The organism is Streptomyces sp. AHA2 (assembly GCF_036857595.1).
Lineage (GTDB): Bacteria > Actinomycetota > Actinomycetes > Streptomycetales > Streptomycetaceae > Streptomyces.
On record NZ_JAUQWJ010000009.1, the window covers coordinates 106,278 to 119,076 of the forward strand.

General features: G+C 74.9%; 13 protein-coding genes. 2 read left to right on the forward strand and 11 right to left on the reverse strand.

Features of this window, described 5'->3' with window-relative positions; genetic code table 11:
- Positions 1–12 precede the first annotated feature (12 nt).
- From Q5694_RS19935 to infC, 5 genes are all read right to left on the reverse strand, one after another.
- Positions 13–1,155 (reverse strand): sensor histidine kinase, encoded by a 1,143-nt coding sequence (locus tag Q5694_RS19935; RefSeq protein ID WP_333934530.1) that lies wholly within the window; start codon positions 1,153–1,155, stop codon positions 13–15.
- Between the two features lie 51 nt (positions 1,156–1,206).
- Complete coding sequence (locus Q5694_RS19940; protein WP_333934531.1) at positions 1,207–2,070, reverse strand: TrmH family RNA methyltransferase; 864 nt, start codon at positions 2,068–2,070, stop codon at positions 1,207–1,209.
- A gap of 88 nt (positions 2,071–2,158) precedes the next feature.
- Positions 2,159–2,542 (reverse strand): 50S ribosomal protein L20, encoded by a 384-nt coding sequence (gene rplT, locus Q5694_RS19945; RefSeq protein ID WP_003989074.1) that lies wholly within the window; start codon positions 2,540–2,542, stop codon positions 2,159–2,161.
- A 94-nt stretch (positions 2,543–2,636) separates the two neighbouring features.
- The gene (gene rpmI, locus Q5694_RS19950) at positions 2,637–2,831 is read right to left on the reverse strand and encodes a 50S ribosomal protein L35 (protein ID WP_003977225.1); all 195 of its coding nucleotides are present in this window, start codon (positions 2,829–2,831) and stop codon (positions 2,637–2,639) included.
- Positions 2,832–2,939: 108 nt separating this feature from the next.
- A complete protein-coding gene (gene infC, locus Q5694_RS19955; protein WP_333934710.1) occupies positions 2,940–3,578 on the reverse strand; it encodes a translation initiation factor IF-3 in 639 nt (212 codons plus the stop codon).
- A gap of 394 nt (positions 3,579–3,972) precedes the next feature.
- Here infC and Q5694_RS19960 point away from each other — a divergent pair, with 394 nt between their 5' ends.
- Positions 3,973–4,329 carry a DUF1844 domain-containing protein gene (locus tag Q5694_RS19960; RefSeq protein WP_062925865.1) on the forward strand — a complete coding sequence of 119 codons (357 nt, stop codon included), beginning with the start codon at positions 3,973–3,975 and terminating at the stop codon, positions 4,327–4,329.
- A 22-nt stretch (positions 4,330–4,351) separates the two neighbouring features.
- On the opposite strand, the gene Q5694_RS19965 is transcribed toward Q5694_RS19960, so the two are convergent.
- The 3 genes from Q5694_RS19965 to Q5694_RS19975 are packed head-to-tail and all read right to left on the reverse strand — an operon-like array spanning position 4,352 to position 7,154.
- Entirely contained in the window at positions 4,352–5,080 is a 729-nt protein-coding gene (locus Q5694_RS19965) for an SseB family protein (RefSeq protein ID WP_333934532.1), read from the reverse strand.
- 44 nt (positions 5,081–5,124) lie between these two features.
- On the reverse strand, positions 5,125–6,345 hold the full coding sequence (mycP, locus tag Q5694_RS19970; protein ID WP_333934533.1) for a type VII secretion-associated serine protease mycosin: 1,221 nt from the start codon (positions 6,343–6,345) through the stop codon (positions 5,125–5,127).
- Positions 6,342–7,154: a hypothetical protein gene (locus tag Q5694_RS19975; protein ID WP_333934534.1), complete on the reverse strand. Its 813-nt coding sequence runs from the start codon at positions 7,152–7,154 to the stop codon at positions 6,342–6,344. Before Q5694_RS19975 ends, mycP begins: the two co-directional genes overlap by 4 nt.
- A gap of 1,314 nt (positions 7,155–8,468) precedes the next feature.
- On the opposite strand from Q5694_RS19975, the gene Q5694_RS19980 reads away from it, so the two are divergent.
- A complete protein-coding gene (locus Q5694_RS19980; RefSeq protein ID WP_333934535.1) occupies positions 8,469–9,671 on the forward strand; it encodes an amino acid deaminase/aldolase in 1,203 nt (400 codons plus the stop codon).
- A gap of 18 nt (positions 9,672–9,689) precedes the next feature.
- Here the strand turns inward: Q5694_RS19980 and Q5694_RS19985 are convergent, their stop codons facing one another.
- From Q5694_RS19985 to Q5694_RS19995, 3 genes are read right to left on the reverse strand one after another with little or no spacing between them, the layout of a single operon-like run.
- Entirely contained in the window at positions 9,690–10,589 is a 900-nt protein-coding gene (locus Q5694_RS19985; protein WP_333934711.1) for a DUF2510 domain-containing protein, read from the reverse strand.
- A 47-nt stretch (positions 10,590–10,636) separates the two neighbouring features.
- The gene (locus tag Q5694_RS19990; RefSeq protein ID WP_333934536.1) at positions 10,637–11,422 is read right to left on the reverse strand and encodes a 3-oxoacyl-ACP reductase; all 786 of its coding nucleotides are present in this window, start codon (positions 11,420–11,422) and stop codon (positions 10,637–10,639) included.
- Positions 11,419–12,792, reverse strand: coding sequence for an aldehyde dehydrogenase family protein (locus tag Q5694_RS19995; RefSeq protein WP_333934537.1), 1,374 nt, complete (start codon positions 12,790–12,792; stop codon positions 11,419–11,421). The genes Q5694_RS19990 and Q5694_RS19995 overlap by 4 nt, the downstream gene beginning before the upstream one ends.
- Positions 12,793–12,799 lie beyond the last annotated feature (7 nt).

The following is a 12,799-nucleotide window of genomic DNA, read 5'->3' on the forward strand; positions in this document are numbered from 1 at the left end:
CGCCCGTGGTCCTCAGGCGAGATACGCCGGAGCCGCCACGGGCAACGTAAAGCGGAACTCCGCCCCGGCGCCCGGGGCGCGGCCGACCGTGATCGTGCCGCCGTGGGCCTCGACGATGCCCTTGACGATGTAGAGCCCGAGGCCCGTGCCACCGCGCTTGCTGCCCCGCCAGAAGCGGGTGAAGACGCGGTTCATGGACTCCTCCGGGATGCCGGGCCCCTCGTCGCTCACCGTGACCGACGTGCCGGTGTCCTCGTCCTCGCGGGGGGACACCGTGGCCGTGATGTCGATCGTGACAGTTCCCTCACCGTGCCGCACGGCGTTTTCCAGCAGGTTGCTGAGGACCTGGTCGATCTTGTCCGGGTCGGCCCACAGGTCGGGCAGCGGTTGCTGGACGCGCAGCAGGAACCGGTCGGCGGGCTGGCCGGAGGCGACGTAGGCCTGGATGTGGCGTCCGACGGCGGCGCCGATGTCGACGGGCTGGCGGCGCACCTCCAGGCGGCCGGAGTCGATGCGCGAGATGTCGAGCAGCTCGGCGATCAGCCGGGTGACGCGGTCGGCGTCGGCGTCGACGGTCTCCAGCATCAGCCGCTTCTGGTCGTCGGTGAAGCGTTCCCACTTGGCGAGCAGGGTGGCGGTGAAGCCCTTCACGGAGGTCAGCGGGGAGCGCAGTTCGTGGGCGACGGTGGCGATCAGCTCGGCGTGGCTGCGCTCGGTGCGGCGGCGGGCCTCGGTGTCGCGCAGGGTGACCACCAGGCGCCGCAGGGGGCCTGTGGGCCGGGTGCGGACGTAGCGCGCGCGGACCAGGACCTCGCGCCCGCCGGGCAGCAGCAGGTTCCGCTCTGGCTGGCCGACGCGGATGGCCAGTCCGCCGTACGGATCGGTCAGCTGCCACCAGCGCCGGCCTTCGAGGTCCTCCAGCGGCAGGGCCTTCTCCAGCGGCTGCCCGAGCACGTCGCGGGCGCGTACGGCGGTGATGCGCTCGGCGGCGGCGTTGAAGCAGACGACGCGGCCCTGTTCGTCGGCGACGACGAGCCCGTCGGGCAGGTGGTCGGGGTCGATGCCGAGGCCCCCGGGGTCACCGGAGGGCAGGGGCGCGGCGGGCGGGCCCCCGGCGCCCCGGGCCCCCGGTGCGCTGCTCGTGCCGACGCTCATCCCCGTACCCCACCTCCAAGGCTCCGCAGAGGGGTCCCCGAGCTGGTCACCCTACTGGTTCCCGGTGACGGAGCGGCACCCTCCGGCGGCACGCTGTGCACGTGCCGACGCATAGAGACATACGGCGGCCGCGGTGGCGAGGTTCAGGCTCTCGGCCTTCCCGTGGATCGGGACGCGCACCACGGCGTCGGTGAGCCTGCGGGTCTCCTCCGGCAGGCCCCAGGCCTCGTTGCCGAACACCCAGGCGGTCGGCCCGCCCATGGTGCCCTTGTCGAGCTCGTCGTCGAGGTCGCGGTCACCGGCCCCGTCGGCGGCCAGCACCCGGACGCCGGCGGCGCGCAGCCGCTCCACGGCGTGCTCCACGGGAACGCCGACGGCGACGGGCAGGTGGAACAGGGAGCCGACGGAGGCGCGGACGGCCTTGGGGTTGTACACGTCGACGGAGGCGTCGGTCAGCACGACGGCCTCGGCGCCGGCGGCGTCGGCGCAGCGCAGGACGGTACCGGCGTTGCCGGGGTCGCGGACGTTGGCGAGGAGGGCGACCAGGCGCGGGCGCGCGGCGAGGACCTCGTCGAAGGGCGTGTCCAGGAACCGGCACACGCCGACGAGTCCCTGGGGGGTGACGGTGGTGGAGATGTCGGCGATGACCTGCTCGGAGGCGAGGTGCACCCGTGCCCCGGCGTCCCGGGCGGCCCCCACGATGTCGGCGTAGCGGTCGGCGGCCTCCGGCGTGGTGAACAGCTCCACCAGCGTGGCCGTGTCCCGGGCCCGGTGCCCGGCCGCCTCCCGCACCGCCTGCGGCCCCTCCGCGAGGAACAGCCGCTCCTTCCCCCGGAAGTTCCGCTTGGCCAGCCGCCGGGCGGCGGAGACGCGGGGCGAACGGGGGGAGATGAGCTCGGGGGTGGCAGGGGACATCCTGTTCGCTTTCTCAGTAGCTGCACAGCAGGACCCGCAGGCCGTTCGGCCTGCGGGTCCTGTCAGTCACATCGGCTCGGAGCCGGCGTCAGGCCGCCTTGGGGGCGTTGACGTCGCTCGGCAGCGCCTTCTGGGCGACCTCGACGAGCGCGGCGAACGCGCCGGCGTCGTTGACGGCCAGCTCGGCCAGGATCTTGCGGTCGACCTCGACGTTCGCGGCCTTCAGACCCTGGATGAAGCGGTTGTAGGTCATGCCGTTGGCGCGGGCAGCGGCGTTGATGCGCTGGATCCACAGCTGACGGAAGTCGCCCTTGCGCTTCTTGCGGTCGTTGTAGTTGTAGACCAGCGAGTGGGTGACCTGCTCCTTGGCCTTGCGGTACAGGCGCGAACGCTGACCGCGGTAGCCGGAGGCCTGCTCGAGGATCGCCCGGCGCTTCTTGTGGGCGTTGACTGCCCGCTTGACGCGTGCCACTTCTTAACTCCTTGTAGCGGGGCCATGGGGGTCCTCACACGGCCCGAAATCGATTGGGTCCCGGTCCTGACGTGCGGCGCTCACGCGCCGGGCGTCACTTGCCGAGAAGCTTCTTGATCTTCGCGGCGTCGCCCGGGGCCATCTCGGCGTTGCCGGTGAGGCGACGCGTCACGCGGGACGACTTGTGCTCGAGCAGGTGGCGCTTGCCGGCGCGCTCGCGCAGCACCTTGCCGGAGCCGGTGATCTTGAAGCGCTTGCTGGCACCGCTGTGCGACTTGTTCTTCGGCATAGCGCCGTTCTCTCCTCGTCGGTGGCGCTCCGGTGCCCGGTCGTGAGAACCGGGCACGGTGGAGCGTCGTCTTGTTTCGGTTGCTTCCTGGGACTCGCGTCCCGGGGGTCACGCCTCGGCGGGCTCCTCGGCCGGCGCCTCGGCGTCCGCGGCGTTCTGCGACTTGCCGGGGTTGGCCTTCGCTTCCGCCTTGCGGGCTTCCTGCGCCTGACGAGCCTCGGCCATCGCCTCGGTCTTCTTCTTGTGCGGACCGAGGACCATGATCATGTTGCGGCCGTCCTGCTTCGGGTTCGACTCGACGAACCCGAGGTCTGCGACGTCCTCCGCGAGGCGCTGCAGCAGTCGGTAGCCCAGCTCGGGCCGGGACTGCTCGCGACCACGGAACATGATCGTGATCTTGACCTTGTCGCCCTGCTTGAGGAACCGGACGACGTGACCCTTCTTGGTGTCATAGTCGTGCGGGTCGATCTTCGGCCGGAGCTTCATCTCCTTGATGACCGTGTGCGCCTGGTTCTTGCGCGCCTCACGGGCCTTCATGGCCGACTCGTACTTGAACTTCCCGTAGTCCATGAGCTTGCACACGGGCGGACGGGCGTTCGCCGCGACCTCGACCAGGTCCAGGTCGTACTCCTGCGCAAGCTCCAGTGCCTTGGCCAGGGGGACGATGCCCACCTGCTCGCCACTGGGACCGACAAGTCGCACCTCGGGAACGCGAATCCGGTCGTTGATGCGGGGCTCGGCGCTGATGGATCCTCCTCGGTAGCACCACGCGACGGTCTGGCGGACGGCCGCGTAACGTCTCTTTTCGACAGACCTAACCGCGCCGAAGCACAAAAAATGCCCCGGACGATTCCCAGGCGGGGCTCCTCGAACTACCGGAGCACCGCCGCGGGATCCGCGGGGCGCGCTTTCGGACGGATCGCCGCCGCAGGGACGGGGCCGTCTGACCGGTGACCCGCCGCCTCGGGGGCGGTCGGGTGGGAGTTCGAAAGCCTCCACTTGTGGGCCGGGCTCGCGGGCCGTGAGGCATGCGGGTCCGACCGGTCGTTACACGAGGTTACCAGCAATGGCCAGGAACGGCTAATTCAGGCGCCCGGGCCCTGGTGCGGCACGCCCCGGTGGTGCGCCTATCGTGTGGGGCATGAGTGAGACCCCTCCTGAGTCCCCCGACTTCGACGCCATGGCCCGCGACATCGCCGAGGTCCCGGCGGTCGAGGTGATCGTGACGGTCGCCGTCAACCTGATGAGCGCCGCGGCCGTCAAGCTCGGTCTGACCGAGGAGGGCGAGAAGCACAAGGACCTGGACGAGGCCCGCAAGCTGGTGCACGCCCTGGCCGGTCTGCTGGACGCCACCGCGACCGAGATCAGCTCCTTCCACGCGGCGCCCCTGCGCGACGGCCTGAAGTCGCTGCAGCTGGCGTTCCGGGAGGCCTCGCTCGTCCCGGACGAGCCGGGCCAGGGCCCGGGTGAGAAGTACACGGGCCCGGTCTACGGCTAGCGGGTCGCTCGGCACACGTCGCTCAGCGTACGAAGAGGGGCTCGCCCGGGGGCGTCGCCTCGGCCGGCAGGAGTGCCAGGTCGAGGCCGCGCACCAGGCGGGCCCTCAGCGTTTCGTCGGCGGCCAGGCGCCCGGCGACGGCGCGGGCGGCTTCGGCGGGGACCGCGGACGGGTCCAGGACCAGGGCCAGGGTGCCGTCGGCCTGCCCGGGGCCGAGGTGGGCGCGCAGCACGGCCGGCTCGGCGGCCACGGCCTCGCGCACGGCGCCGACGACGGCCGGATCGGCGAGCGGGTCGGCCGTGGCGCGGCCCTCGGCGAGGGCCAGCAGCGCGGAGCCGGTCAGCTCGAACGGCACGGGCCCGGCGAGGTCGAGCACGACCGTGTCCGCCTTCTCGTGCGCGGCGGCCTGCAGGGCCTGGTGCAGGGGGACGGCGACGGGCCGGGCGGCGGGGTCCCAACGGGCGAGGGAGTCCGTGGAGGTGAAGGCGGGCAGGGCGGTGCGGTCGCCGGCCTTGAGGGTCGGGACGGCCATGTCGCTGGTCTTCTCGCGGCGCAGCCCGTTCTCGTCCTCCTCGGCCTCGCCGAGCACGGCCACGACGGGCACCAGCAGCCGGGCGCCCCCGAGGGCCTCCAGCACGGGCCCGACGGCGGTGCGGTCCTCGGACCAGGCGGCCAGGGCCGCGCTCAGCCGGGGGTCGGCGGAGCCGTCGTCGTCGGAGAAGCCGGGGTCGGGGATGTTCTTGTTCGCCACGGTCGTCGAGCCTATCGGCCGGACGGCGTGCCGTTCGCGGCGGATCAGCGCTCCGCGCGGCCCGTGCGCCGGCCGCGCCACAGCACGACCGCCGCGACCAGGAGGACGCCCCCCGTGCCGCCCGCGAGGGGACCGGCCCAGGCGGCGGTGGCGACGCCCGGTGCCTCGGCGTCCGGTCCGTCGCCGAAGTACTTCTCGCCGTACGAGGCCGCGCGCAGGCCCTCGGGTTTCAGCCGGGCCGCGGCGCTGATGGCGGCGGCCGGGTCGATGAAGCCGAAGCCGCGCGAGTCGTCGCGGCCGCCCGCCGGGGCGTTGCGGGCGGTCTTCTCCAGCACCGACTTGACCTGGGCGGGGGTCAGGTCCGGGTGGGCCGCCCTGACCAGGGCGGCGGCGCCGGAGACGAAGGCGGCGGCGGCGCTGGTGCCCCAGCCCTCGTAGTACTTGCGGTCCGGGTCGGCGATGACGACGTCGACACCGGGGGCGCTGACGGTGGCGTACCAGCGGCGGGTGGAGAACGAGGCGCGGGTCCCCGCGCGGTCCACGGCGGTGGCGGCGATGACGCCCGGATAGGCGGCCGGGTAGGAGATGTGGTCGCCCTTCTCGCCGCCGTTGCCGGCGGAGGCGACGACCACCACGCCCTTGTCCAGGGCGTACTGGATGGCCTGGTCCTCGGTGGGTTCGGGGTGTGCGGAGGCGGAGTCGTCGCCCAGGGAGAGGTTGATGACGTCGGCGCCGTGGTCGGCGGCCCAGCGGATGCCCTCGGCGAGGGCGTTGCCCCGGGTGGTGCGGGCCTTGGCGCGGGAGGGGTCCCCGTCCTCCAGGATCACGCGGACGGGGAGGATCTTCGCCTCGGGGGCGATGCCGAGGACGCCGTCGGTGTTGCCGGGTCCGTGTCCGTGGCCGGCGATGATCCCGGCCATGGCGGTGCCGTGCCGGGCCCAGGCACGGTCGCCGGGCTTCGCGCCGAAGCCGACCAGGTCCTCGCCGGTGAGGACGTTGCCGGCCAGGTCGGGGTGGTCGGCGTCGACGCCGGTGTCCAGGACGGCGACGGTGACGCCCTCGCCCTTGGTGGTCCGCCAGGCCTCGTCGGTGCGCATGGCCTCCAGGGCCCACTGCTGGGCACGGATGCCGTCGGCGTGCGCCGTGGCCGCGGGCAGGAGGACCAGGGCCGCGGTGAGCAGGGCGCCGAGGGCCGCGGCGCGGCGGTGCCGGGCCGCCCGGGGGACGGGGGCGGTACCCGTCGGCTGCCGGGTCGGGTCCGTCACGACGGCTGCTCCGTGGCCGAGCGGGCGTTCCTGCGCAGGTCGCGTTCGACGCGGTCGGCGAGCCCCTGCGCCTCGTGGCCGAGCCCGGCCTGGCCCGCGGCGGTGCCGGCGTCGGCCGCCATGGCGTCCTCGGCGGGCTGCGGGTCCTCGACGGTGCGGCCGTCGGCCCAGCCGGAGACGGCGTACACGACGACCGGCGCCTCGGTCAGCACGGAGACGGTCCAGGACGCGCGCTGGGCGGCGCCGAAACCGGCGGCGGGGGTGCCCTTCGCCGCGTACGGCAGGGGCATGAGGTCGCTGCGGCGGTCCAGGCGCTCCTTGCGGAAACGGTTCGCGAGAGCGGTCATGCCCGCGGCGTCGGCCGTGGTGAACAGCAGCCCGACGGTGGTCACGTGGCTCTCGGTGGCGTCGGCGTAGGTGGCGCGCAGGAGGCGTTCGCAGCCGGCGGGGGCCAGGGCCTTGCGCAGCAGGGGGTCGAAGGCGTCCTCGCAGCCGCTGTCCGGGGCGACGGCGACGCGGGTCCAGGAGCGGTCGGCTCCGCCGGGACCGGCGCCGCGGCCCCGCACGGTCGGTGGGAACAGCCGGTCGACGGGCACGTTGTGCCACAGACCGGCGGCCGCGCCGAAGGCGCTGCGCGAGCCGGCCGCGTCGGAGTCCCCGACGAGCCAGCTGCCGGTGGCCGCGCCGGAGATGAGACCGAGCCCCAGGACGAGGCACACGGCGGCTGCGGCGGCCTGCGACGCCCCGCGCCGGCGCAACGGCCGGGGCCGCGCGTCCCCGTCGTACCCCTCGGGCTGCCCGAACGACACGACGGGCCGCGTGGCCCCGGGTGCGCCGCCGGGGGTGAGAGGGGCGCTGAAGGACAGGGCGGGGTCGGGGGCGGGCCGGTCTCCGGGGGCGAGGTGCGGATCCTGGGCGGGGTACGGCGGGGTGCCGGTGGGTGTACGGGTGCCGGAACGCGGCGCGCGCGCCGGGCGCGACGCGGCGCCGGCAGCGGTGCGGGGACCGGCATACGACGCGTGGGCGGGACGCGACGGGTCCGTTCCCGTGGTCCGGGGACCCGGGTGCAGCGGCTCGCGGGCGGGGCGCGCGGCGGCCGATTCCGTGGTCCGGGGACCCTGCTGCGGCTCGTGGGCCGGGCGCGGCGGGGCGGACGCGGGGGTGCGGGCGCCCGGACGCGGATCCTGCGCGGGGCGTGGTGGGACGGCAGCGGATGCCGGTACGGCCTCGTCGCGGCGGGGTGACCGCGGTTGCCCGGGGAGAGGGCGCAGGCGCGCGGTGGTTTCGGAGGCGGCCGCGCCGGGGGTGCCGGCGCGGCGGGGCGCGGGGAGGCGGAACGGGCGCGCGGGGGTCTCCACAGGGGCTCCCGCGGGGGCGTCGGGCCGGGCGGGCGGCGCGAGCCGGAACGGCCGCCCGCCCGTCTCCCGACCGCCCGGGACGGCCGAGGCGTCCGGGCGCCCCGCCGTCCCGGACGCCCCCGGGGAGTCCGTACGGTCCGGCTCGGGAAGGCGCCCCGGTCGCGGCGGGACCTGTCCGGGCCGGGTACCGCGACCGGCACCGGGAGGTGAGTCGGGAAAGCGCGCGGAGGCGGGGGGCGGAGGCGGCGAACCCGCCGCGGCCGCCGCATCGCCGCGGCCCGGGCGCGCGGCCGGCGCGCCGCTCGTGTCCGAGGAGCTTGCGCGCGTCGCCCAGGACGGCCGGTGGAGGGCCGGGGTGTCGTCCGGCGGGGTCGTGCCGGGCGGAGCGGTGTCCGGTGCGGGGGATCGCGACGGGGCCGGGGGGTGGGGCTGGCGGGGTGGGGTCGTGGGGCGCGGGGGGAAGGAGGCGCGCTGCGCTTCCGTGCTCATGCACCCCCCGTTTCCTCGTGCCCGGGCCGCTGTCTCGCTCCCGCGGGCCGGTGTCGTCCTGCCCGAGGCCCGGCGCGGACGCGGCCGCCCCGGGCACACCTACCCGTACGGACGGAGCGTCATCCCGGCGCGGATCCCCGGCCGGCCCGGTTCCGCCGTACGTGCGCGTCACTCTACGGCTTGTCGCCGGGCGGGCGGGAACCAGTCCGCGAGGCCGGGGCATCTGCCCGGAACGTCCCCCTACCCTGCGGTAATCCCGTCTGGCAGGCTGCGTTCATGACTGCGCGCGCCGCCGACCGGGCCCGTTACGACCGGGCCACCGCCCATCTCGACGCCCCTCTCGCGATCGTGGACCTGGAGGCGTTCGACGCCAACGCCGACGATCTCGTCCGCCGCGCCGGGGGCAAGCCCATCCGCGTGGCCAGCAAGTCCGTGCGGTGCCGGGCGCTGCTGGAACGCGTCCTGGCCCGGGAGGGCTTCGCGGGGATCATGTCGTTCACCCTGGCCGAGTCGCTGTGGCTGGCGCGGTCCGGGTTCGACGACGTGCTGCTGGCCTACCCGTCCGCCGACCGGGCCGCGTTCGCGGAACTCGCCGGTGATCCGAAGCTGGCCGCGGCCGTGACCGTCATGGTCGACGACGTCGCGCAGCTCGACCTGATCGACGCCTCGCGCGGCGGCGGGCGCGAAGTGGTCCGCGTGTGCCTGGAGTTGGACACCTCGCTGCGGCTTCTCGGGGGGCGCGTGCGGGTCGGGGCGCGGCGTTCGCCGCTGCACTCCCCCGCCGAGGTCGCCGAGACGGCCCGCGCGGTGGCCCGGCGGCCGGGGTTCGAGGTCGTGGGGATCATGGCGTACGAGGGGCACGTCGCCGGGGTCGGGGACGCGGTGGCCGGGCGTCCGCTGCGCTCGCGGGCGATCCGGCTGATGCAGTCGGCCGCCAGGCGCGAACTGGCCGTGCGCCGCGCGGAGGTGGTGCGTGCGGTGCGGGCCGTCGTGCCGGGGCTGGAGTTCGTCAACGGCGGGGGCACCGGGTCGGTGCAGCACACGGCGGCCGAGGACGCGGTGACGGAGATCGCGGCGGGGTCGGGGCTGTACGTGCCGCGCCTGTTCGACAACTACACCTCGTTCCGCGGCCGTCCGGCGGCGCTGTTCGCCCAGCCCGTGGTGCGGCGCCCGGGGGTGGGGGTGGTGACGGTGCTCGGCGGCGGGTATCCCGCGTCGGGCGCGGCCGGGCCCGACCGGTCACCGGTGCCCTATCTGCCCGAGGGGCTGCGCTACGACCCGCAGGAGCAGGCGGGCGAGGTGCAGACGCCGCTGCTCGGTTCCCCCGCGGACGATCTGCTGATCGGCGACAAGGTGTGGTTCCGGCACGCCAAGGCCGGGGAGCTGTGCGAGCGGTTCGACGCGCTGCACCTGATCGAGGGGGACGCGGTGACGGCGACCGTGCCCACCTACCGCGGCGAGGGCCGCACGTTTCTGTAGCGACCGCGCGGCCGGGCGTCAGCCGGACGGGCCGATGCTGCTGCCGACGCCGCCGCTGCCCGCGTCGCCGACCGGGCGGATGCCCTTGGTGATGCGGTCCATGTCGGCGAGCGGCGGTCCGTCGTCGCCGGCGTCGAAGACGTACCGGACGAGGACCGGCGACTCGGTGCCGACGCTCGACGGGAAGACGAGCGACTGGACGTAGCCGCCCGGGCCCTTCGCGGTGTGCACGCGCCAGCGCACGTAGTACCCGGCGCGGCCCGCCACCGCGACCGGCCCGGAGGCGACGGTCTCGTGGGACTCCATGCCGCCGTAGGGCTCGCGGTCGAGCGCGTCGTGGTCGAAGGCGTCCTCGGCCGCGTCGGCGATGTCGCCCTTGGCGAGGGCCTCGGGGGACGTCTCTTCGTTCGCGGTCACCGTGCGGGACACGACCAGGCCGTGGCGGCAGACGCCGCCGTCGCCGGGACAGTCGTAGGTGCCGTCGGTCGTCATGACGACGTCGTCCTCGGCGACGTGCTCGGGGCGGACCCAGCCGTCGAGGAGGGGGAAGGTGATGCCGTTGAGCTGGTCCTCCACGGCGAAAGGGTCGCCGGTGGCCGGCGGGGAGGAGGACTCCCGCGCCGGTTCGGACGGTCCGGGCGCGGTCGGCCCGGACACCGCGGGGGCGGTCCTGGGGCCGGCTTCGTCGTCGCCGGTGCCGAGGACCACGGCTCCGGTGACGATCGCCGCGACCAGCACGGCCACGGTCGCGACGAGGGCGACGGTCCGCCCCCGCCCGGTGCCGCCGCCCGGGGGCGGGGACACCGCCACGGTCGGGGCCCCGGGTGCGCGGCGGTGCTCGGTCCAGGCCGCGCCGTCCCACCAGCGCTCGTGGTGGGGCGGGTGCGGGTCGGGGTACCAGCCGGGCGGGGGCGTCATGCTCATCCCGGCACTGTAGGCCGCCGCCCGGCCCGCGTGGGCACCCCCTACAGCGGTGTGACGTACGCCCCCGAGATGCCGCCGTCGACCAGGAAGTCGGTGGCGTTGACGAAGGAGGAGTCGTCGCTGGCGAGGAAGGCCACGGCGGCGGCGATCTCCTCGGCCTCGGCGAACCGGCCCAGCGGGATGTGCACCAGGCGCCTGGCGGCACGCTCGGGGTCCTTGGCGAACAGCTCCTGCAGCAGCGGGGTGTTGACCGGCCCGGGGCACAGGGCGTTGACGCGGATGCCCTCCCGGGCGAACTGCACGCCCAGTTCCCGGGACATGGCGAGGACGCCGCCCTTGGAGGCCGTGTAGGAGATCTGCGAGGTGGCGGCGCCCATCCGGGCCACGAAGGACGCCGTGTTGATGATCGAGCCCTTGCCCTGGCGCCGCATGTAGGGGATGGCGGCCTTGCAGCACAGGTAGACGGAGGTGAGGTTGACCTCCTGGACGCGCTTCCAGGCCTCCAGGCCGGTGTCCAGGATGGAGTCGTCGTCGGGCGGGGAGATGCCGGCGTTGTTGAAGGCGACGTCGACGCTGCCGTAGGTGTCGTAGGCGGTCCTGAACAGGGCCTCGACCTCCTCGGGGTCGGTCACGTCGACCTTCGCGAAGGTGCCGCCGACCTCCTCGGCGGCGGCCTTGCCGCGGGTCTCGTCGACGTCGCCGCAGACGACGTGCGCGCCTTCGGAGGCGAGCCGGCGGGCGGCGGCGAGTCCGATGCCGCTGCCGGCTCCGGTGACGACGGCGGTGCGGCCGACCAGACGGCGGCAGATGCTTTCCTGGGCAGTCACTGTGCGGGGCCCTCCGTGCTGATGAAGACGTTCTTGGTCTCGGTGAAGGCGGCCAGGGCGTCGGGGCCGAGTTCGCGGCCGACACCGGACTGCTTGTAGCCGCCGAACGGGGTCCAGTAGCGGACGCTGGCGTGGGAGTTGACGGACAGGTTGCCGGCGCGCACGGCCCGGGAGACGCGCAGGGCACGGCCGACGTCGCGGGTCCAGATGGAGCCGGACAGGCCGTAGGGGGTGTCGTTGGCGAGGCGGATCGCGTCCTCCTCGTCCGTGAAGGGGAGCAGGACGGCGACGGGGCCGAAGATCTCCTCGCGTGCCGCGGGCGAGTCGGGCCGCTCCCCGGTGAGGACGGTCGGCGGGAACCAGAAGCCGGGTCCCTCGGGGGCGCCGCCGCGCAGGGCCGGGGCGTCGTCGGGCACGAACCCGCGGACGCGGTCGAGCTGCTGCCGGGAGATCAGCGGGCCCATCTGCGTCTTCTCGTCGGCCGGGTCGCCCACCACCACGGCAGCCAGGGCGTCGGCGAGCAGCGCGCGGACCTCGTCGTACACGGACTCCTGGACGAGGACGCGGGTGCGGGCGCAGCAGTCCTGGCCGGAGTTGTCGAGGAAGGAGAAGGGGTCGACGGCGGTCGGGAGGTCGGCGTCGGCGAAGACGATGTTGGGGCTCTTGCCGCCGAGTTCGAGGGTGACCGGCTTGACCTGCTCGGCGGCGAGTGCGGCGACGCGCGTGCCGGTGCGGGTGGAGCCCGTGAAGACGATCTTGGCGACTCCGGGGTGCCGGACCAGCGCGTCGCCGGTGATGTCGCCGCGGCCCGGCAGGACCTGGAACAGGTGCTCGGGGAGCCCGGCCTCCAGGGCGAGTTCGGCCAGGCGCAGCGCGGTGAGCGGGGTGGTCTCCGCGGGCTTGAGGAGGACCGCGTTGCCGGCCGCGAGCGCCGGGGCGGTGCCCCAGGCGGCGATGGGCAGGGGGAAGTTCCAGGGGGCGATCACGCCGACGACGCCGAGCGGTTCGAGGATCGTGACGTCCAGTCCGCCGGGCACCGGGATCTGCCGGCCGGTGAGCCGCTCCACTCCCCCGGCCGCGTACTCCAGCAGGTCGCGGACGTTGCCGGCCTCCCAGCGGGCGTTGCCGATCAGGTGCCCGGCCTCGCGGACCTCCAGCCCGGCCAGTTCCTCCAGGTGCTCGTCGACGGTGGTGGCGAAGCGGCGCAGCAGCCGGGCGCGGTCGCCGGGGGCGAGGGCGGCCCAGGTGCGGTGCGCCCGCTCGGCGCGGGTCACGGCGTCGTCGACGTCGGCCGGGCCCGCCCCGGTGACGGTGGCGACGACCTCCTCGGTCGCGGGGTTCAGTACGTCCAGCAGGTGCTCGGAAGACAACGGGGGC

Bases quoted from the DNA above. Each gene is read 5' to 3' on its own strand.
- Q5694_RS19960 (WP_062925865.1), top strand. From the start codon at position 3,973: ATGAGTGAGACCCCTCCTGAGTCCCCCGACTTCGACGCCATGGCCCGC.
- Q5694_RS19980 (WP_333934535.1), top strand. From the start codon at position 8,469: ATGACTGCGCGCGCCGCCGACCGGGCCCGTTACGACCGGGCCACCGCC.
- rpmI (WP_003977225.1), bottom strand. From the start codon at position 2,831: ATGCCGAAGAACAAGTCGCACAGCGGTGCCAGCAAGCGCTTCAAGATC.
- Q5694_RS19935 (WP_333934530.1), bottom strand. From the start codon at position 1,155: ATGAGCGTCGGCACGAGCAGCGCACCGGGGGCCCGGGGCGCCGGGGGC.
- Q5694_RS19940 (WP_333934531.1), bottom strand. From the start codon at position 2,070: ATGTCCCCTGCCACCCCCGAGCTCATCTCCCCCCGTTCGCCCCGCGTC.
- Q5694_RS19985 (WP_333934711.1), bottom strand. From the start codon at position 10,589: ATGACGCCCCCGCCCGGCTGGTACCCCGACCCGCACCCGCCCCACCAC.